Origin of the sequence: Moraxella porci DSM 25326, assembly GCF_002014855.1 — a bacterium.
GTDB lineage: Bacteria > Pseudomonadota > Gammaproteobacteria > Pseudomonadales > Moraxellaceae > Moraxella > Moraxella porci.
Window position 1 is genome coordinate 156927 of sequence record NZ_MUYV01000005.1, and the last position, 19321, is coordinate 176247.

General features: G+C 46.0%; 21 protein-coding genes and 2 tRNA genes. 2 read left to right on the top strand and 21 right to left on the bottom strand.

Going from position 1 to position 19321, the window contains the following annotated elements:
- Positions 1-4 precede the first annotated feature (4 nt).
- The gene (locus tag B0681_RS04920; protein ID WP_078317636.1) at positions 5-637 is read left to right on the top strand and encodes a nicotinamidase; all 633 of its coding nucleotides are present in this window, start codon (positions 5-7) and stop codon (positions 635-637) included.
- Between the two features lie 193 nt (positions 638-830).
- Here the strand turns inward: B0681_RS04920 and B0681_RS04925 are convergent, their stop codons facing one another.
- The 6 genes from B0681_RS04925 to B0681_RS04950 form a co-directional block, all read right to left on the bottom strand.
- Positions 831-1187: an AzlD domain-containing protein gene (locus B0681_RS04925; protein ID WP_078317637.1), complete on the bottom strand. Its 357-nt coding sequence runs from the start codon at positions 1185-1187 to the stop codon at positions 831-833.
- Positions 1188-1196: 9 nt separating this feature from the next.
- Positions 1197-1889 (bottom strand): AzlC family ABC transporter permease, encoded by a 693-nt coding sequence (locus B0681_RS04930; RefSeq protein WP_078317638.1) that lies wholly within the window; start codon positions 1887-1889, stop codon positions 1197-1199.
- 132 nt (positions 1890-2021) lie between these two features.
- A complete protein-coding gene (locus tag B0681_RS04935; protein ID WP_078317639.1) occupies positions 2022-2390 on the bottom strand; it encodes a diacylglycerol kinase in 369 nt (122 codons plus the stop codon).
- Between the two features lie 28 nt (positions 2391-2418).
- Positions 2419-3117: a VIT1/CCC1 transporter family protein gene (locus B0681_RS04940; RefSeq protein WP_078317640.1), complete on the bottom strand. Its 699-nt coding sequence runs from the start codon at positions 3115-3117 to the stop codon at positions 2419-2421.
- A 152-nt stretch (positions 3118-3269) separates the two neighbouring features.
- On the bottom strand, positions 3270-3920 hold the full coding sequence (locus B0681_RS04945; protein ID WP_078317641.1) for a phosphatase PAP2 family protein: 651 nt from the start codon (positions 3918-3920) through the stop codon (positions 3270-3272).
- A 48-nt stretch (positions 3921-3968) separates the two neighbouring features.
- Positions 3969-5591 carry a phosphoethanolamine transferase gene (locus B0681_RS04950; RefSeq protein ID WP_078317642.1) on the bottom strand — a complete coding sequence of 541 codons (1623 nt, stop codon included), beginning with the start codon at positions 5589-5591 and terminating at the stop codon, positions 3969-3971.
- Positions 5592-5897: 306 nt separating this feature from the next.
- Between B0681_RS04950 and B0681_RS04955 the strand changes: the two genes are divergently transcribed.
- Positions 5898-6791 carry a hypothetical protein gene (locus B0681_RS04955; RefSeq protein ID WP_078317643.1) on the top strand — a complete coding sequence of 298 codons (894 nt, stop codon included), beginning with the start codon at positions 5898-5900 and terminating at the stop codon, positions 6789-6791.
- A gap of 43 nt (positions 6792-6834) precedes the next feature.
- Here B0681_RS04955 and argS read toward each other — a convergent pair whose 3' ends face one another.
- From argS to B0681_RS05030, 15 genes are all read right to left on the bottom strand, one after another.
- Positions 6835-8562 (bottom strand): arginine--tRNA ligase, encoded by a 1728-nt coding sequence (gene argS, locus B0681_RS04960; protein WP_078317644.1) that lies wholly within the window; start codon positions 8560-8562, stop codon positions 6835-6837.
- 134 nt (positions 8563-8696) lie between these two features.
- Entirely contained in the window at positions 8697-9341 is a 645-nt protein-coding gene (locus B0681_RS04965; RefSeq protein ID WP_078317645.1) for a LysE/ArgO family amino acid transporter, read from the bottom strand.
- Between the two features lie 112 nt (positions 9342-9453).
- Positions 9454-9544, bottom strand: a tRNA-Ser gene (locus B0681_RS04970).
- 40 nt (positions 9545-9584) lie between these two features.
- A tRNA-Ser gene (locus B0681_RS04975) sits at positions 9585-9675 on the bottom strand.
- A 104-nt stretch (positions 9676-9779) separates the two neighbouring features.
- Positions 9780-10535 (bottom strand): YdcF family protein, encoded by a 756-nt coding sequence (locus B0681_RS04980; RefSeq protein WP_078317646.1) that lies wholly within the window; start codon positions 10533-10535, stop codon positions 9780-9782.
- Positions 10519-11562: a UDP-N-acetylmuramate dehydrogenase gene (gene murB / locus B0681_RS04985; RefSeq protein WP_078317647.1), complete on the bottom strand. Its 1044-nt coding sequence runs from the start codon at positions 11560-11562 to the stop codon at positions 10519-10521. The genes B0681_RS04980 and murB overlap by 17 nt, the downstream gene beginning before the upstream one ends.
- Positions 11563-11664: 102 nt before the next feature.
- Positions 11665-12066, bottom strand: a complete 402-nt coding sequence (locus tag B0681_RS04990; protein ID WP_078317648.1) for an RNA-binding S4 domain-containing protein — start codon at positions 12064-12066, stop codon at positions 11665-11667.
- Positions 12067-12194: 128 nt separating this feature from the next.
- On the bottom strand, positions 12195-12719 hold the full coding sequence (locus B0681_RS04995; protein ID WP_078317649.1) for a GNAT family N-acetyltransferase: 525 nt from the start codon (positions 12717-12719) through the stop codon (positions 12195-12197).
- Between the two features lie 34 nt (positions 12720-12753).
- Entirely contained in the window at positions 12754-13290 is a 537-nt protein-coding gene (locus B0681_RS05000; protein WP_078317650.1) for a hypothetical protein, read from the bottom strand.
- 42 nt (positions 13291-13332) lie between these two features.
- Positions 13333-14874 carry a threonine ammonia-lyase, biosynthetic gene (ilvA, locus tag B0681_RS05005; RefSeq protein ID WP_078317651.1) on the bottom strand — a complete coding sequence of 514 codons (1542 nt, stop codon included), beginning with the start codon at positions 14872-14874 and terminating at the stop codon, positions 13333-13335.
- A 33-nt stretch (positions 14875-14907) separates the two neighbouring features.
- Positions 14908-15285: a type II toxin-antitoxin system VapC family toxin gene (locus B0681_RS05010; protein WP_158077920.1), complete on the bottom strand. Its 378-nt coding sequence runs from the start codon at positions 15283-15285 to the stop codon at positions 14908-14910.
- Positions 15272-15508, bottom strand: coding sequence for a hypothetical protein (locus B0681_RS05015; RefSeq protein WP_078317653.1), 237 nt, complete (start codon positions 15506-15508; stop codon positions 15272-15274). Before B0681_RS05015 ends, B0681_RS05010 begins: the two co-directional genes overlap by 14 nt.
- Before the next feature lie 96 nt (positions 15509-15604).
- The gene (locus B0681_RS05020; RefSeq protein WP_078317654.1) at positions 15605-16354 is read right to left on the bottom strand and encodes a YebC/PmpR family DNA-binding transcriptional regulator; all 750 of its coding nucleotides are present in this window, start codon (positions 16352-16354) and stop codon (positions 15605-15607) included.
- A gap of 107 nt (positions 16355-16461) precedes the next feature.
- Positions 16462-17613, bottom strand: coding sequence for an HlyD family secretion protein (locus B0681_RS05025; protein ID WP_078317655.1), 1152 nt, complete (start codon positions 17611-17613; stop codon positions 16462-16464).
- A gap of 20 nt (positions 17614-17633) precedes the next feature.
- Positions 17634-19283 (bottom strand): MFS transporter, encoded by a 1650-nt coding sequence (locus B0681_RS05030; protein WP_078317656.1) that lies wholly within the window; start codon positions 19281-19283, stop codon positions 17634-17636.
- Positions 19284-19321 lie beyond the last annotated feature (38 nt).

Genomic DNA, 19321 nt, shown 5'->3' on the forward strand with positions numbered 1-19321 from the left:
AAAAATGATGAAAAATATTAATCAAGCCACCACAGCGCTGATAGTGGTCGATGTCCAAAATGGCTTTATCACAGGCAATCTTGCGGTAAAAAATGCCGAACGCGTCGTACCGATCATTAATCAGCTTGCCAAACAATTTGAGCATGTGGTGATGACTCAAGATTATCATCCTGCCAATCATATCTCATTTGCTTCTAATCATGCCGATAAGCAGCCATTTGACACTATCGTGCTCAAGTATGGCGAGCAAATTCTGTGGCCTGACCACTGTATTCAAGGTACGGATGATGCCAATTTTCATCCTGATTTGGACATTCCGCACGCGCAGTTGATCATCCGCAAGGGCCATCATTGGCAAGTGGATAGCTATTCGGGTTTTATGGAAGCTGATGGCACCATGACAGGGCTTGATGGCTATCTAAAACAGCGTGGTATCGATACGGTCTATGTGGTGGGGATTGCGACTGATTTTTGTGTGGCGTGGACAGCGATGGATGCCGCCAATCTTGGCTATCAGTGTACGGTGCTGATGGATGCGACTGCTGCCATTGATCAAGATAGCTCACTACAAGCTGCCATCGATGATATGCAAGCGATGGATGTGGTGCTGGATTTTAGTAAATTTGCACAAGATTAAGCGCTCTTTTAGGTACTCAGATAGAAGTCTTAATCGATATTTTATTAATTATATATTAATAAAAATATGAAAGCAAATAAAATCAAGCAAGCTGTCGGTCATTTTTGTGATGGATAGATGTTGATGGCTCTTTGATCGTCCGTACTTTAGCTTAAGCATTGGCCATCGGCTGATTAATCTTATGGCAAATGACCTACAGCAAACCGTGAATCATCTCACCGATCAAAAACCCCACCATCCCGATAATCACACTCATGCCAGTGTTGATGCCGCGAGCGGTGGCAAGGATGGTGGCGATGATACCGCAGATGGTGGCAATCATCGGACTATGCTCAGTCGGCGCCTCAAAAAACGGCAGCATCAGCACCATCGTCATCGCAACGATGATCGCACCGCCAAGAGGCGCTAAGGGCGAATTTTCGGCGGTAAAAAAACGAATGATGGGCGAATTATCAGGTAATAAAAACGGCAACGCACGAGACAAGGCGGTCAAAAAAGCCATCGCCACCACAGCAATTACCAAAGTCGAAAAATTAGCTTGGCTAAACATAGCTACCCCTTATCCTCTGATGCGATTGATGGCTAATTGCACAAGCACACCTGCAAAGCCCGCCACCAGTAGCGCGATTTCTCCGTGTCCATAGCGTGTGCAGAGGATGGCAATCACCGCTGAAATGATCAGCGCCACGCGAAAGCGAGGCTCACTGATAAAAGCGTGCGTCGAGAGCGAAACGAATAACGCCACAAACGCAAAATTCATCACCGCACTCATCGTCGGATAATCAGCCAGTAGTTTGCCACCATAAATCCCTGCAATCGTCCCGCCCCACCATGACACCCATGAGACGATGGCAAGCCCGATCAGCCATGGCTTTTGGTTGTCGATGTCTTTGAGTTTCGCCATCGCTGTGGCAAAGACCTCATCGGTAATCAGCGGCGCAATCCAAATCATGCCATCACTGGATTTGAGATGGCGTTTCATTAGTGGTACATATAACAGATGCCGAGAGTCGAGCAGGGCGCACAATCCGACCACTGCCGTCACGCTCGCACCGCTCATAATGGAGGCGAATAACAAAAACTGACTAGCGCCTGCATAAATAAACAAACTCATCGCCACAATCACCCAAGTGGGAAATCCTGCCGCCGTCGTCGCCATGCCAAAAGCGATCGCCACAGGAATATAGCCTAGCGCGATGGGTAGGGCGGCTTGACAGCCTTGGCGTAGTGCTTGTTGATTGGACTGGCTCATAATGATAAATCGATAAAAATCACTATTATAACCAAGTTTAATAAATTAGCAATATTTATCAAAAAGGCGATGACGGCTGTGGGGTTATTGTCATGCATTGAGCCGCATGATGATCTGATGCAAGATTTACATTTAAAAAAATAAAATCAACGCCCAGACGATGGTTAAGGCTGATAATGACACAAACTGCGCAGCGCTGCCCATGTCTTTGGCGCGGCCAGATAAAGGATGATGCTCAGTGCTAACGCGATCAACCACCGCTTCGATGGCGGAATTGAACAGCTCAACAATAATACAAAACAAGCAAACAAAAATCATGAATGCGCGCTCAAGGGTGCTGACATCCAAGATAAAAGTCAATGGGATAAGAACAAGATTAATCCAGATGATCTGGCGAAAAGCAGCTTCATGTCGATAAGCTGCAACAAATCCTGCCATCGAATAACCAAAGGCATTGATGATACGGCGGATGCCAGTTTTGCCTTTTTGGGGTGAGTACATATCAGTTCCTCATAAAATATAGCAAGCATTAAGCAGTCTGAATACCAAAAAAATGCCCAATCAAACTGGTCGCAGCCAGAGCAACCACACCCCAGATCACCACACGAGCCATCGCAAGCATCTTATTGGCACCGCCCAGATGCGCTGAGAGCATGCCCAGTAGCGCAAGTCCTACCAATGTCGCGATCCATAAGGCTGTGATGCGCATCGGCTGAGGTGCCGCATAAACGCACAATAGCGGTAAGATCGCACCCATCACAAATGACGCTGCCGACGCCAGTGCGGCTTGTAGGGGATTGGCAGACAGATCCTCATTTAGTCCGATCTCATCGCGTGCATGCGCTTGTAGTGCATCGTGTTTGGTCAGAGCTTCAGCGACTTTGGCAGCAAGATCGGCATCCAGACCTCTGGACTGATAAATTTGGGTCAGTTCTTTTAGCTCATTGTCAGGGTTGTGCATCAGCTCATATGCTTCTTTGGCAAGATCGGCCTTTTCGGTGTCTGCTTGCGATGACACGGAGACATATTCACCAGCTGCCATACTGATCGCACCAGCGATGAGTGATGCCACACCAGTCAAGATCAGCGTCTGCTCACTGCTGCCTGCAGCAGCAACACCCATCAGTAGGCTTGCGGTGCTGATCAGCCCGTCATTGGCGCCCAACACTGTGGCGCGCAGCCAGTTATTACGATTGCTAAAATGAGGTTCGGGATGGGTGCTTCTCATGATGATTACCTGTGATAAGTATGACATTAGTATAACATAGGGTAGCGTTAAGTGTTTGAATGTTGATCAATCGGTTTAGGTCATACTGCCAGATCTGTGAAAAAATAACAGTGCCAAGCTTCCTGCGATCAGCCAAGCTGTGCATAAAGATGCTAAGGCATGACTGAAAAATGATCGCCAATCAGCATCTTATAGCCGCCCATGACAAACCCAAGCATCGTGGTGATGAGGATAATTTTTTTGCGATGATGACTAAATTCAGGCACAAAAGCAAAGGCATACAGTGCAAAACCGACACTGGCATGAGCAGCAGGAAAGCATTTGGCAGGTAGGCCCAAAATCATACTTTGTATCAAAGAAACATAAGGCAAATCCCCACCAAACACATCAAGACTGACAGGACAAGCGACATGAGTCACCGCCTTTGCTATTCCAACCACCAATGGCGTACTCACAAGTGCCAAGCTTAAATACGCCAAAGAGTGTGTGGATAGATGGCGACAAGGATAAAACACGCCAAACTGCCGCTTGAGCTTTCTGACCAGATAAGCTGCGATGATATAAATCTCTAAAGCAATCAAAAGGTATTTTGGTGCAGTATAGAAAATGATAAATAAAGCCGTATTTTGCTTATCAATCAGCCACTGCCCATCGCCTTGATATGCCAACCTAGCCAGTGACAGATCGATCATACTATGCTCAATAAACAGCGAGGTGACCACCAATAGCACCAGCATGATCCAGATGCTGACCATCAGATTACGCGTAGTTATGGCTGTATTAGAAGATGAACGATGGAGCATGGAACACCTTGATCAACAAAATTAATAAAATGATTAAAATTCAATGACTTATTCGATAAACATCGCTTGGTTTTCCGTCGCTTTGGTCTTGACATCAAATAAACGCAGCAAAGTCGGCGTGATGGCATCATGAGTTAATGGTGCTTGATTGCTTACTGCATGGATGGCTGGGTTTGCTGTCCATAAAAATGCAGCAACATGCTTTTGAGCTTTGGGAGCAAAGGTGTTTGGCATACCATGCAAATACACGCCATTTTCACCCAAGCTTTCACCGTGGTCGGATACATACAATAGGGTGACATCATGGCTGGCTTGATGTGTTTTTAGCCAATCGATGGTTTGTTTTAAAAAGTCATCGGTTGCCACCAAGGCATTGTCATAGGCGTTGATTACATGGCTGGTATCGCATTTGGCCAGATCGTTATCACGGCAGACGGGCGTAAATTTTTCAAAGGCTTCATTATAGCGTTTATAATAAGCTGGCCCGTGGTTGCCCATTTGATGCAGCACGATCAGCACATCTTGATTGCTGTTTTTGGCGGTTTGTGCCACATAGTCATCCAGTCCGATCAGCATGCCAATGTCGCGGCATTCTTGATGGGCGTTGGTGCACTCATGATTAAGATCAGAGGTTTTATAATTTTGATACAAATCGGCAGGGAGCTTATCCATCACACCTTTGGAATCCGAATTATTATCACGCCACAGAACATTCACACCCAAGCGATGCAAGGTATCTAGGCTGTTCTCATGATAATTGGCGGTATCAACATTATAGTCATCTGCACCCAAATAGCTGAACATGCAAGGTACAGAATATGCGGTTGATGTCCCACAGGATATGACATTTTTAAAACTGGTCAGATGATCCATGCTGGATAACTGCACAAAAGTGTCTTTTGAATAGCCGTTTAATGACACATGATCAGCGCGAGCCGTCTCACCGACCACCATTACAATAAGCTTAGGTTTTCGTTGGGTGCTTGTAGTGGTCTGCGCAGCATCTTTGGCATGATAAGTTAGGTCTTTTGGAGCGGTAGCTTTTTTATATTCGATGCTGGCAAGCTTGCCGACGGCATAGATTGGCATGGCAGGATTGGTATAAGAACGCAGCGGTTTATGCTCTCTAAAAAAGCTGGCAAAAGCCTCGCTAAAGCTTAAAATCGGCACCAAAATCAAACCTAGGCTCAATAATAAATATCCTAATCTTTGAAATGCGTTGGTTTTAAAATTGGCAAAATGAACTGGCAGCTTTAAAATCAGTAAACTTGGTAACACGCCCAATAACAGTATGCGCACCAAAAAGCCTAAGTTAAGTAGATCTTTGGTTTCGCTGCTGTCGGTTTGTAGAGCGTTTTGTAGCATATTGGTGTCATACACCGTGCCATAAGTGTCGGTAAAATAACTGGTGATGGCGGCAACCATGATCATAAAGATCAAAACAAATTTTAGCGTATATCGATAGCTAAACAAGCCAATCACAAGTGCTAAAACACCGCATAACACCACTGTCAATGAAGCAACAAATAACAAATGATCTGCAATGGGATAAACCAAAACCACCTGCTTAAAAAAAGTAACATTGGCACTAATGGTTAAAAATACGGCGACAATCAGCATTAGTAAATATGGGTTGATTGAGCGGTGTTTTGGGTGAAGGAAGTTAAGCATAAGACACCATGGGCGATCCAAAAAAAATTGGATGCATTATATCACAGCTGCCTTAAATAAATGAAGCTTAAATTTATCTCAAATGCGCAATAACTTTATGCCTAAAATCAGCCATCAATCATCGCAGTCAAGGATAGTCATGATAAAGCAGGCTCGGCGTATTTTGGGCGAGCATATCATCGGGTGTCGTCTGTCCAAGTCGGCTAGTGCATCAAACAGGGTGATGGCGATACCAATACCAAAGCATTATTGATTGTAGTATAATACAGTCTTTAATTATGATAATTGAATTGGTGGAAGTTTGATATGTTTAAAAAATTCATGGCATGGATGCTGATTGCCTTGCCCTTATGTGCATCAGCCAATGACATTTTGCTATCAAAGGCAATATTTGATTTGGCACCTGTAGCGTGGCAGATGGAGGATGTGGCACAGGTGGATCGATCGCATTACCAAAAGCGGATGCTCACTTGGCAAACAGGAGGCGGTCAGGTGATGGTAGATGAGCATTATTTTGCCAAAGAGCCAGTATTTACTCAGCAGGATATCATCAGCTCTGAGTTGGGTGTGAATGAATTGGGATTTTTATCAGCATTCGTCAAAGTCACCCCTCAAGCAGCCATACGCCAAGAAAAAGCCACCCAGCAAGCACTAAAATCAGATCGAGGCAGTGCACATCTTTCTATCGTGGATGAATCTTTTACCAAAGTATATGGTACATTGAGCTTGTATGTGCCAATCGATGGTGATGAGTTTGTGCTTAGCTTGACTGATCCACTGCTATTATCCACGCATCAAAACTTACAGTTCGTGCTGTCTGAGTATGTCCCAACAGACGGCTATACGCTCAAAAGTATCACTCGCATTCCACCACCTGAATCCATACAGCATCCAGTGTATGTTGCAGATTGGGGAATCAATCAAGACGACATCAAACAGCTCGCCATCATCAATCAAGGCGATATGTATGGCATCGGGTCGGGTGCCTATATGCTCGTAGCGACACTCAAGCCATCAGCGATCGCCAAAAAAGATGCGTTGATGTTTGATACCAGTGTGGGTTTGATGATTCATCATCCGCACAAGTCGTTTTGGCATGATTTTGCACCAAGTTATGAAGTTCAGCTTGCTTTGCCGGATAATCAAATTGCCATTGCGATGAGTTTTGAGCCTTCTATACTGACATCATTGTTTGAATAAAATTATCCCCAGTGCTAGACTGGGGGTAATTATCTGAATTAATTTACATCTTCTCAACGGTCTTGATGCCAAGTAAATCAAGACCTTGCTTAAGCGTCTTGGCGGTGAGATTGGCAAGCAGTAGGCGGCTGGTTTTGGTTGGCTCATCGGCTGTTAGGATTGGACAGGCTTCATAAAAGCCTGAGAACGCACCTGCCAGCTCAAACAGATATTGGCAGAGCAGATGTGGCAGTCCATCTTTGGCGACGGCGAGTAGCACTTCTTCGAACTGCAATAATTTCACCGCCAAAGCGCGCTCTTTATCATCAGTGATGCTGATTTGACCTGCAAGCGTATCGCCATCCACACCCGCTTTGGCAAAAATCGAGCGAATACGAGTATAAGCGTACTGCATATACGGAGCGGTGTTACCCTCGAACGACAGCATATTATCCCAATCAAACACATAGTCGGTATTGCGATTTTTTGACAAATCGGCATATTTGACCGCACCGATGGCGACAGCATCGATGACTGCTTGCTTTTTGGTATCATTAAGTTCGGTGTTTTTGTCATTGATTAAGACAGTAGCACGCTCGATGGCTTCATCTAGCAGGTCGTTTAATTTGACCGTGCCGCCAGTACGAGTCTTGAACGGCTTGCCGTCTTTGCCAAGCATCATCCCAAAGGTAAAATGCTCAAGGCTGAATGACTCAGGCACAAAGCCTGCCTTGCGAGTGATGAGCCATGCCTGTGCCATGTGCTGTGCTTGACGAGCGTCGGTAAAGACCAACGCACGATCGCCCTGCAAGGTCTCATAGCGGTATTTGGCAGCGGCGATGTCGGTGGTGGTATATAGATAGCCGCCGTCTTTTTTCTGGATGATGACGCCCATCGGCTCACCGTCTTTGTTTTTGAATTCATCCAAAAATACCACGACAGCACCATCATCTTCGACCGCAAGACCTTTGTCTTTGAGTGCTTGCACCACGACAGGCAGCATCGGATTGTATAGGCTTTCACCCATGACATCATCAGGTGTCAAAGTGACATTCATACGCTCATAAGTGGCTTGGCACTGCGTCATGGTGATATCGACAAGCTTACGCCACATACTTAAGCAGTACTCATCACCGCTTTGGAGTTTGACGACATAGTTACGAGATTTCTCGGCAAAGGCTTCATCATTATCATAATTTAGCTTAGCTTGACGATAAAACTCTTCGATGTCAGACAAATCCATATCGGTGGCGTTTTCGTTTTGCATCTTTTCAAGATAAGCAATCAACATACCAAACTGCGTACCCCAGTCACCAACATGATTGGCACGAATCACGGTATTGCCTAGAAACTCAAGCGTACGCACGACGCTATCACCGATGATGGTGGAGCGTAGATGACCGACGTGCATTTCTTTGGCGACATTTGGTGATGAATAGTCCACGACCACGCGCTGATGTTGGTTGGCATTCACACCCAGTTTGGCATCGCTATTGGCGACCGTAGTGCTATTTTCTATCCATTTATTATTTAAGAAAATATTGATAAATCCCGCACCAGCGATTTCTACTTTACTGGCGATATCGCTGATGTCTAGCACATCGATGACGCTTTGGGCGAACTCACGAGGATTTTTGCCCAGTTTTTTGGCAGCGCCCATGATGCCATTGGCTTGATAATCGCCAAACTGTGGCTTGCCAGACTGACGCACGAGCGCTTGGACATTGCTGTCTGCACCTGCACTGATCATGGCTTGTGTGATTTTGTCATTTAAAAGTTGTTGAATATTCATAATTTTATGCTTATCCATAAAGAAAATTGGACGATATTGGATGATAATTGGTGAAATTTAAACCACAGTATTTTAGCAAATTTTCCACAAAAAATCTTAGGCGATTGAGCATGATTTGGGATAAATTAGCTGTATTAACCAAAATACAGTCGATGAGCATAAATCGCCAGATTAAAGGCGATAAGCCACATGACTAATGCGATCAAGGCATCCAAGATCCGCCAAGTGATGGGCTTTTTGAATAATGGAATGAGTAGGCGTGCGCCATAACCCAAGCCAAAAAACCAACTGGCAGAAGCCAGCAGCGCGCCTGCCAAAAATAGCCAGCGCCCATCTGGGCTCAGTGTACTGGCAACCCCACCGATGATGACCACAGTGTCAAGATAGACATGCGGATTTAATAGCGTCAATGCCAGTGTGGTACCGATGGTGGCGGCTAGGGTGGTGGCTTTTGGGCTGGCGTCGATAGACAGTGCGCTATCGCCACGAAAGGCACTCATCAAAGCACGAAAGCCATATACGGTCAAAAACAGCGCGCCAACCAAAGCCAAGGCGATGGTGGCCATCACACTTTGCGCGATCAAAGATCCCATGCCGAGTACGCCGATGCTGATGAGTATGAAATCGCACAAAAAGCAGGTGAGCACCACCCAAAACACATGGTTCTTTAGTAGGCCTTGTTTTAGTACATAAGCATTTTGGGCGCCGATGGCTACGATCAAGCCGCCAGAGACCAAAAAGCCTTGCACAAACACTGGGTTTAATACGCTGTAGGACATGATGCCACCAAATCAAAAACAGTCTAAGCCAAATTACCGTGCGTCAGTCACAGATGCTGCACAAACAGATATAAAATCGCCCAAATCCAATGCGGACTTGGGCGATCAATAATGGCGGAAGCTGAGAGATTCGAACTCTCGGTGGGCTATAAACCCACGCCGGTTTTCAAGACCGGTGCATTCAACCGCTCTGCCAAGCTTCCGTAAGCGGTATTCATCACAAGGATGATAAAATCAGAATAATGGCGGAAGCTGAGAGATTCGAACTCTCGGTGGGCTATAAACCCACGCCGGTTTTCAAGACCGGTGCATTCAACCGCTCTGCCAAGCTTCCAATGCGTCATATTATAGCCTAAATTTTTATAAATGCAAGGATTTTTTTAGATGGGTGAATTTTTATGACAAATCAGCGAAAACGGTGAGCCAAGCTTGATAACATCATAAAAATAACTTTGGCTTGCGTCTTGGCGTGCTGATCTCTTCGATGCTGATCTCATCACTACTGCGGCAATTTGGCTGCGGTGCGATGATGTCGCGCGCCAAAGCTGCAATCTCATACAGTGTGCGACGGCTGTGAATGAGGTTATTGCTTGGCTGTGTCCAACTGGGGCGGATGTGCAGCCTAGCAGGCGCAGCGATGGTATCAATGCCAGAACGCGCAAACTGACGACGGGCGCGCGCCATGTGATAGCGATCAGTCACCAGATAAGCGGTGGTCGGCAACTCATGATGGGCAAGTAGCTTGGCGGTGAATGCGGCATTTTCACAAGTATTCATGCTGGCATTTTCGTTGATGATGACAGCGCGTGAGCGATTAAGATGTAAATTCAGATAATCGCGTAGCCACGGAGACTCAGCACCACTGGTGATGATATTTAACGGTGAATCACGGTGCAGGGCGATGGCTTTATCGGCGCGGCTTTGGCTGTAGTGATTTAAAACAATGTCGCCTTGTTGATCGCGCGTCAGTCCACCGCCTAAGATCACGATGCTACTGGCAGGCTGATCGATGCTGGGCAGTGTCAGCTTAGAATAGGCAGACAACAAAGCCACACCAGCATCGGCAAATAAGGGGGTGAACACGCTTACAGTGACCACGCCTGCCAACAATGCAACACCGATCAATAGCCTAATGGCGCTTCGTAGCATGCGACTGATGACAGATGGCTTAGATGCGTCAGTGATGGCTGCCATCGCGATCAATCCATACAGGTTCGCGCACCAAGCGAATGCCAAATTTGGCCGCTACAGCATCGATGATGTGCTTGGCTGTAGCGGCGATGTCATTTTGGGTGGCGATCAGTGGGGCGTGATTGGTTAAGACCAAAGCCTGTTTGGTGTGTGTCAAGATCGGTGCGATGCCACCGCCTTTAAGTCCAGCTTGTTCGATGAGCCAACCTGCAGGGACTTTGACCATGCCATCAGCCATCGGATAGTGCGGCATGGTGGGATATTGCTCGAGCAAGCTTTGGTATTGATCGGCAGAAATGATGGGATTTTGGAAAAATGATCCGCAATTTGGCAGCTGCTTTGGGTCGGGTAATTTGCTGTTGCGAATATCGATCACTGCATGATATACATCCATCGGTGTGATGCTTGATCGGCCATCTTGTGCGGCTAGGTCGGTGGCGTGGTTGTGCAGATCACCATAGTTGCTCATCGTCTTGGTGCTGTCTTTGTGCAGCTTTAGGGTGATGGCGGTGATCAAATAGCGATCAGGATCATCTTTAAAGATGCTGTGACGATAAGCAAACTGGCACTGATCTTTGGTCAAGGTCTCAAAACGAGCGGTCTGCCATTCATATACGCGCACCGATACCAGTGCATCTTCTAGCTGCACACCATAAGCCCCGATATTTTGGACGGGAGCAGCGCCTGCCAAGCCTGGGATCAAGGCCAAGTTTTCCAGTCCATACCAACCTTGAGCAGTGCAATAACTGACCAGATCGTGCCAGTTTTCACCTGCCATCACCTCTAGCGTGACACTGTCAGCATCTTCGGCGATGACTTTTTTGCCCATCATACGCGGCATCACCACCGTCGCCTCGATGTGATGGGGCAAAAGCACATTGCTGCCGCCAGACAACACCATCCAAGGCGCTGCCAGTTGTAATGATGGCAATACCGATTCATCATCGATGATGATGGCGGTAGCGGCTGTGGCACTGAGCGCCATGGTATTCAAGGCGGACAGGTCGTAATTGTGATGGGTGTGAATCATTGGCGACTTAGATTAGTTGAAAATGAGTGCATTATAGCGACTACAAGCTTGGCAAGTCAATCGATAAAGCCATCATTGGGACAGCGGCTTATCAGATTTATTTTACCACTGCTGTTTGAATTTATTCAGTGCTCGGCGTTGTTTCTTGTCGGGCTTGGTGTCGGGGCGAGCAAGGTTCAAAAGCTTGCGCTGCTCGGCAAAAAACTCTCGCTGCACCACGCTCTCATCAGTCTCATCATACAGTGTGGCTGCGATGGTGGCATTCCCACGGTTTTCGGATAATGCCTTTATCACCACGGTTTTTTCTTCAAGGCGGGTGGCATGACCTTGCCGGATGGTGAGCGTATCGCCGACTTGCAGCTCTTTGCTGACCTTGATTTTGGCACCGTTCATATGTACTTTGCCAGACTCGATGGCTTCTTTGGCTAGGCTACGAGTGCGGAAAAACCGTGCCGCCCATAGCCATTTATCGGCGCGTACTTTGGTGAGTTCAGATGGGTTCATAAAATTTTAACCACTGTAAATTCTTCAAAAATTAGCCACATTTTATCATCCGCCATTTGTGGGCTATCGCCAAATGACCAATGGGGCAGGGTGTGGATGCTTGTGATGTCCATTGTCGCTTGATTGTCTTATAACGAGATCCAATAGCGCCTGATGATTTGATCGCCAGATTCTATGGTGTTTTCTAGCTCGCCGCCATGACTTTCGATGACCTTGGCAGAGCCTGTATTGCGATCATTACAAGTGAGCAAGGCACGATCAACGCCTTTGTCCTTTAAAATTTGTAAGGCATGAGTCAGTGCTTGTTTTGCGATGCCCTGACCTTGAAAATCTGGATGCGTGCTATAGCCAATATGGCCACCTATTTTTGATAACAATTCAGTTAGCTCATAACGAATATTGACGATGCCCACCACGGTATTTTCTAGATAGATTAGCCATGTCTCATCACCGACCTTGTCATAACCAAAAGTATTAGTGCCAGCAGGAGCATAAACATAGTTAAGCCATTCATTAAAAGTGCTGTCATCAAAGCGTGCCAATTCTGCACCGCCATGAATGCCAGTTTCATCATAATAAGATAAATAGGCGTTGGCAAAGGCTAGGGTGCTTTGTTTGTCATCCAGTGTGGGTTTTTTAAAGGTGAGAGTCATTAGCGTTTCCAATTTTAATGACAGGTGCGGATGTTCATTCTTTGCTCATATGATTGTCGTTTGCCTGTTTGATTTTTTCTTGCAGGCGATTGATATAATCGGTGGTAGCTTGGTTTTTTATCCGAAAGATTTGTGATTCTTGATTATAATTGCACGCATCTTCCCAAGTTACAAAAAAGATTTTATCACCAAATTTATTGGGCTGTTTAAAATAAAATTCAACGATATAATTTCGATTATCTATTAAATATCGGAATTTATATTCAACTTTTTTGATATCACAAAAGCGAATTTCTTCATAGTCATTATCAATAATGATGATAAAGCCGTCAGGCGTTTCCCAAACTTCATCAGCATGATGATTGTTTATTTTAAAATGCCAATGTAAATTACCAATGATGGCAATGATAACAACAATAATAAAACCAATATCGCCATTATACCAACCAATCGCCAAGAAAATACAAGAAATAATTGGTATTAGGTAGATGGATAAGGATTTTGATAACGCAGTGGAGTCAACGGCGATATTTTTGGCACCACGCTGCCTTAACAGTTGGCGGTCTAGCATAAGTGTTTGACCGCCAATTTATCTGTGATGATAGTCATCATGTCACTTCAAAAACAGTTGATAGCCCACATTATCCGTTAGACTGTCACATTCATAGCCGATTTCGGTGAGTGCATCTAGGATTTGGCGGCTGCTGCCTTTGGAGGCTTGCAAGCCCACCATGATACGACCTTCAGCGGCACCATGATTGCGATAATGGAATAAAGTGATGTTAAAATCTTGACCCAGTTTTTCAAGGAAATTCAGCAGCGCTCCTGGGCGTTCTGGGAAAATCACACGGAATAACTGCTCATCATCCAAGCGTGCATGACCGCCGATCAGATAGCGGATATGGGTTTTTGAGGCTTCATCATCGGTGAGGTCATGGGCGATATAGCCGCCTTGTGTTAGGGCGTCACTGATGATGGCACGCTCTTTTTGACCTTCTTTGAGTCCGATACCGACAAAGACATGGGCGCTATTTGGGTTGGTGGCATCCATGCGGTAGTTAAATTCGGTGATGTTGCGACCTTGTAGCACACGACAAAAGTCCAAAAACGCCCCTGTTTTTTCGGGTAATTGCACCGCAAAAATCGCTTCTTTTTGTTCACCAATCTCGGTACGCTCGGCGATATAGCGTAGGCGGTCAAAGTTCATGTTCGCGCCTGAGACGATGGCGACGCAGTTTTTGTTTGTGATGCCGTGCGTGCTTAGGTATTTTTTCATGCCAGCGATGGATAATGCCCCTGCGGTCTCGACGATGGCTCGGTTTTCTTCAAAGACATCTTTGATGGCAGCGCAGATTTCATCATTGGTACAAGTCACCACTTCAGACTCAATGACAGTGCCTGCGCCGTCCGATTTCATCATCTGGGCGACTTCAAAAGGCTTCTCGCCAATCTGTGCAACTGCCACACCATCGGCAAACAGTGAGACCTGTGGCAAGCGTACTCGCTCGCCTGCAGCTAGGGCGGCTTTTAGGCAAGCGGCACCTTCAGGCTCAACGGCGACTACTTTGATGTGTGGTGCGACATCGCCAAGATAAGCGGCAATACCTGCCATCAGACCGCCACCGCCGACCGCAACAAATACATAATCAATCTCACGCCACTGCTGGGTCAGCTCAAGCCCAATTGTACCTTGACCTGCGATGACCAGCTCGTCATCATAAGGGGCGATATAGGTCAGTCCGTCGGTTTGGGATTTGTTGATGGCAAAGCGGTTGGCTTCATCAAAGCTATCACCATGCAGATGTACTGTACCGCCCAATGCCTTGACCGCTTGCACCTTGATATCAGGGGTGGTGGTCGGCATGACGATGAGATTATTGAGATTTAGACGGCTGGCGGAATAAGCGACGCCTTGGGCATGGTTGCCAGCGGATGCACAGATGACGCCTTTGGCTTTTTCAGCATCGGATAGTTGGCTGATTTTGTTGTATGCACCACGCAATTTAAAGCTAAACACAGGCTGTAAATCTTCACGCTTGATGCGAATGTCGTTATTAAAGCGTTTGGATAATTTCACCGCTGACTCAAGTGGTGTACGCACAGCAGCATCATAGACGGTGGCTTGTAGGATGGCACGAACATAAGGGGTTAGCATGGGGTTTCCTTTAATAATAGTAAGCTATTGATATTATTGATGAATTTGTTTTTGATATTTGTTCATCAGACCTTGGTCTAAGCTTAACAATTCTAAATGATGCGTGATTGCCGTTGCCAAAACTATGGCATCAGGCAATTTGATTTTGTGATGGCTACGCAGGGCGATCACAGCATCTTCAACAGCTCTATCAAGCGGTATGGTGATGACGCTATTTAATAGATGTTCAAGATTTTGTCGATCTTGGTCTGATAATTGACCAAAGCCCAAGACCTCCATGCGGTTAATTGGGCTGATGGCACAGCTACCTAAGTCAATATGATTTTTCTCAATAATATCAACGACGGTTGGATGACCATTATACAGCTCAATGATAAAGCAAGTGTCCAATAAATAATTAATCCCACTCATCACGCAATGCCTGTTGAATTGCCAAGCCATCGCCCAGCTGGTTGCGGTTTGGTAGAGTTTTGATAAAATCGGTTAGCAGTTCGCCCTGTTTTGGTGTGGCAAACGATTGCAGGGCTTTTTCGTAAGCACTGATGGTGATAAAATCTTGAATGCTTTGACCGTTTTTATGGGCAACTTGTTCAATGATTTGCAGCATTTGTGGCGGTAGGTCTAGTACAATCATTGGATTTTCCTAAATTTGACACCGTTTTTTAATTAAAAAAATTGGATATGATGATCAGCTATCATATCCAATTTGCTTTATAAATTCAATGACAAATCAAGCATCCAACTGTGCCATCACATCATCGCTAAAATTGACATTGGTATAAACTTCTTGGACATCGTCCAAATCTTCTAGCATATCAATCATCTTCAGCACTTTTTGGGCGTCATCGATGTTATCAATATCAGCAGTAGTGCTTGGCGACATGGTGACTTCCATATTGTCAGGCTTTAGCTCTGCTGCCAATAGGGCATCGACCACCGCACCAAAAGCAGCTGGACTTGTGATGACCAGTAGGCTCTCACCATCATTCTCAATATCATCAGCGCCTGCTTCTAGGGCGACTTCCATCACGCTGTCTTCTAGGCTAAGATCATTAAATACGATCTCGCCACGCTTGCTAAATAGATAAGCGACCGAGCCTGATGTGCCTAGGTTGCCACCGTGCTTGCTAAAGGCATGACGCACTTCACCAACTGTGCGGTTGACATTGTCTGTCATGGTCTCAACGATGACCGCCACACCACCGACGCCATAGCCTTCATAGGTGATTTCTTGGACGTTATCGCCTTCACCACCGCCTTGACCGCGTTCAATGGCGCGCTTGATGACATCTTTGGTCATGTTGGCAGCATTGGCTTTTTCGAGTACCGCACGCAGGCGTGGGTTGTTGTTTGGGTCTGGATCACCGCCTTTGGATGCTGAGACGATTTCACGGATGATTTTGGTAAAAATCTTGCCTTTTGCGGCATCTTGCTTGGCTTTACGATGTTTGATGTTCGCCCATTTACTATGACCTGCCATAATGCACCTTTGTATAGAATAATCCAATAATGGATAAAAATTAAACAAAATTAATAAAAAATAACTGGGTATTATACGCAATTTTCGGTGGATTTTCTACTGCTTCGCTACTTTGATGCCTGTTTTTCTGCATTTTTGGGCTGAGTATCGACTTTGGCAATGACCGACATCCCTGGTCTAAGCTGATCGAGATTGGGCTGATCGGGCATGATATCGATGCGTACAGAGATGCGTTGGACGACTTTGGTGAAGTTGCCTGTGGCATTGTCGGTCTTGATGACGCTAAATTCAGAGCCTGTGGCAGGCGAGATGCTGTTCACGATACCTGTGAAAGTCGCACCGTCCAAAGCATCTACGCTAAAAGTCGCCGGCTGACCGATGTGAATGTGCTTAAGCTGTGTTTCTTTAAAATTAGCAATCACCCAAGTGTCTTTTGGAATGATATACATAAGCTGTGTGCCGGTGCTGACATATTGTCCATTACGCACGCCAACTTGCCCAAGCTGTCCTGAGATCGGCGCCACCACTTCGCTGTACTGACGATAGGTTTTGGCTTGGGTGGCGGATGCGGCGGCACTCTTTACTTGTGCTTCAAGTCCTGTGCGAGTAACTTCTGCGGTCTTTAGGGCTTGTATTGCGGCATCAGCAGATGCTTTGGCTTGATTAATCGCAGCTTCACTAGAGCGGACACTGGCACGAGCATTATCGATTTCAGCTTGTGAGACAGCACCGATATCGACGAGCTTTAACAAACGATCAAGCTGGGTATGGGCTAGCTCATATTGGGTTTGTGCTTGTTTAATCTGTGCATTGGCGACTTTGATGTCAGCTTTGCGTTGCTCAATGACTTGCTGCTGATTATTCAGATTGGTTTGGGCTTGGGTGATGCCTGATTCAGCCTGTATGACTTGCTGGTCGTAATTGGCAGTGTTGATACGCATCAATACTTGACCTGCCTTGACGGTGTCAAAATCCTTAACCAATACTTCATCAACATAGCCATTGATTTGCGATGATAAAATGGTGGAATTTCCTCGTATATAAGCATTGTCTGTTTGCTCACTGTTTGAGACAAAAGGTGGGATTTTCCATACCCATAAAATGATCGCCACACCAAGCAAAAACACCAAAGACATGATAAAGATTGTCGATTTTTTGGCGGCGATGAGTTTGGACGTCTCAGCAGTGGGTTTTTGGATGACATCTTCCTTGTTCGTGACATCAATATTGCTGTCGGTATTTTGCTGATCTTGGCTCATGTATTTCTCCAAATTTATTGTTATTTTTGACCGATGGGTAAGGGATTTTTCTTTAAATATCGTTTGACAATGAACATCTGAACGATGCCCCAAATAATGCCTACCAATGCCAAATAAAAATTGAAGCGAATCACATCTCTAAAGGCAAGAACTGTCGCTTCACGGTTAATGACTTGATTGAGAGTTAAGGTGGCTTGCTGGCTTGTCTGAGTGCTGTCGGTGAGTACAGGGCGATAGCTTGCTTGATACTGGGCAAGTCTGAGTGTGGACTGAGGATCAGTCGATGGTATATCATTAAGTATGGCTTGACGATGTACCTGAAATTGTTGCTGCTGATATGTTGAATAAAATGACGAGCCAAGCAAACCACCGAAGTTTTGACTGGCGGTGAATAAGATGATCAACATGGCAATGTGGTTAGGGCTTTTTAGCATCGCTTTGACAAAGCCGACCAATAGCATCGGACCGATAAACATACCGCCAGCACAGCCGATGAGGAACTGACTGATATAAAAATTCTGTGGCCGCACATCGCTGGTCAAATTGGTATCAAAATAACTGGCAATCGCGATCAATACACCTGCACCAAGCAGCTGTATGAATACAGTCTTTGGCGAAAAGGTCATTGCACTGACCATACCACCAACAAAAGTACCAGCGACGATGATGGCATATAAGCCGACAAACTGATCGCTGCTCATGCCCATATTACGCAGAAAATTCACCGTCGCCCAAGACTGCTCCGCCATCAAAAATCTCAACAAAATCGAAGCCATCAAAAATCGCAACAAACCAATCGTCGTCAGCCAGCGGGTATCCACCAAAGGCAGGCGACGATGATGCTCAATAAAAAATGCCAACATCAGCGCACCAAAGCCGAAGATTAGCCAGTAGGCGAGCGTTGGGTCATTTTGCCACCAGACGATCGGACCTTGTACCAGTACACCTGCCAAAGCACCAAAACCTGCAGTCAGTAAGACGAATGCTGCGATGTCGCCTTGATTGAACACTCGTATGCGTACGCCACGGGGTAGCTTGAGCATCATCACCATTGCAAAGCAGCACAGCGTCAAGCCAAATTCAAAGCTATACAACCGACCCCAGTTATCCGCTGATAGCAGATACGGCGAGATGACCCAAGCCAATGGCACACCCAGTTGTCCTGCCGCCATCGCAAAGTACAGCGAATGCAGTTTATACTGTTTTTTGACGCCTTGCATGATATAAAACAGCCCAAGTGTCGAGAGCGTACCACCAGCAAACCCACTCAAGCCACGCACCAACAGCGCCAATTCATAGCTATGGGTGAGTAGATGTAGCCCTGTTACCACCAAAAACGCAAACAGTGATACTTCAGTGAACCAGCGGATACCTTGTTGTTGCCGTGCTTTATAGGCAAGAATACTTGAGCTCATACTGCCGATGACATAAACAGCGGGAAACCAAGCGGCTTGCGTCGTCGTCAGACCGTATTCGCCTTGTAGATAGGGTAAATTGGCAGTGGTAAAGCCATTACCCATACCGCCTGCGATGGTCACGAACATCCCGATGATAAAATACAAGATGGCGATCGGACGGGCATGAGTGATGCTGGCGGGCGACCCGGGCAGGGCAGGCCGCTCATCCGCTGTCCAATTAGGTGGTTTTTCGATATATTCTGGTGTTTGCATTGGTTGTTATTGTTATTTTTGAGTATCGCCAAACTATA

What these genes read in the sequence shown, in the direction of transcription:
- B0681_RS04920 (WP_078317636.1), top strand. Translation starts at nt 5, where the DNA reads ATGATGAAAAATATTAATCAAGCCACCACAGCGCTGATAGTGGTCGAT.
- B0681_RS04925 (WP_078317637.1), bottom strand. Translation starts at nt 1,187, where the DNA reads ATGTTTAGCCAAGCTAATTTTTCGACTTTGGTAATTGCTGTGGTGGCG.
- B0681_RS04930 (WP_078317638.1), bottom strand. Translation starts at nt 1,889, where the DNA reads ATGAGCCAGTCCAATCAACAAGCACTACGCCAAGGCTGTCAAGCCGCC.
- B0681_RS04935 (WP_078317639.1), bottom strand. Translation starts at nt 2,390, where the DNA reads ATGTACTCACCCCAAAAAGGCAAAACTGGCATCCGCCGTATCATCAAT.
- B0681_RS04940 (WP_078317640.1), bottom strand. Translation starts at nt 3,117, where the DNA reads ATGAGAAGCACCCATCCCGAACCTCATTTTAGCAATCGTAATAACTGG.
- B0681_RS04945 (WP_078317641.1), bottom strand. Translation starts at nt 3,920, where the DNA reads ATGCTCCATCGTTCATCTTCTAATACAGCCATAACTACGCGTAATCTG.
- B0681_RS04950 (WP_078317642.1), bottom strand. Translation starts at nt 5,591, where the DNA reads ATGCTTAACTTCCTTCACCCAAAACACCGCTCAATCAACCCATATTTA.
- B0681_RS04955 (WP_078317643.1), top strand. Translation starts at nt 5,898, where the DNA reads ATGTTTAAAAAATTCATGGCATGGATGCTGATTGCCTTGCCCTTATGT.
- argS (WP_078317644.1), bottom strand. Translation starts at nt 8,562, where the DNA reads ATGAATATTCAACAACTTTTAAATGACAAAATCACACAAGCCATGATC.
- B0681_RS04965 (WP_078317645.1), bottom strand. Translation starts at nt 9,341, where the DNA reads ATGTCCTACAGCGTATTAAACCCAGTGTTTGTGCAAGGCTTTTTGGTC.
- B0681_RS04980 (WP_078317646.1), bottom strand. Translation starts at nt 10,535, where the DNA reads ATGGCAGCCATCACTGACGCATCTAAGCCATCTGTCATCAGTCGCATG.
- murB (WP_078317647.1), bottom strand. Translation starts at nt 11,562, where the DNA reads ATGATTCACACCCATCACAATTACGACCTGTCCGCCTTGAATACCATG.
- B0681_RS04990 (WP_078317648.1), bottom strand. Translation starts at nt 12,066, where the DNA reads ATGAACCCATCTGAACTCACCAAAGTACGCGCCGATAAATGGCTATGG.
- B0681_RS04995 (WP_078317649.1), bottom strand. Translation starts at nt 12,719, where the DNA reads ATGACTCTCACCTTTAAAAAACCCACACTGGATGACAAACAAAGCACC.
- B0681_RS05000 (WP_078317650.1), bottom strand. Translation starts at nt 13,290, where the DNA reads ATGCTAGACCGCCAACTGTTAAGGCAGCGTGGTGCCAAAAATATCGCC.
- ilvA (WP_078317651.1), bottom strand. Translation starts at nt 14,874, where the DNA reads ATGCTAACCCCTTATGTTCGTGCCATCCTACAAGCCACCGTCTATGAT.
- B0681_RS05010 (WP_158077920.1), bottom strand. Translation starts at nt 15,285, where the DNA reads ATGAGTGGGATTAATTATTTATTGGACACTTGCTTTATCATTGAGCTG.
- B0681_RS05015 (WP_078317653.1), bottom strand. Translation starts at nt 15,508, where the DNA reads ATGATTGTACTAGACCTACCGCCACAAATGCTGCAAATCATTGAACAA.
- B0681_RS05020 (WP_078317654.1), bottom strand. Translation starts at nt 16,354, where the DNA reads ATGGCAGGTCATAGTAAATGGGCGAACATCAAACATCGTAAAGCCAAG.
- B0681_RS05025 (WP_078317655.1), bottom strand. Translation starts at nt 17,613, where the DNA reads ATGAGCCAAGATCAGCAAAATACCGACAGCAATATTGATGTCACGAAC.
- B0681_RS05030 (WP_078317656.1), bottom strand. Translation starts at nt 19,283, where the DNA reads ATGCAAACACCAGAATATATCGAAAAACCACCTAATTGGACAGCGGAT.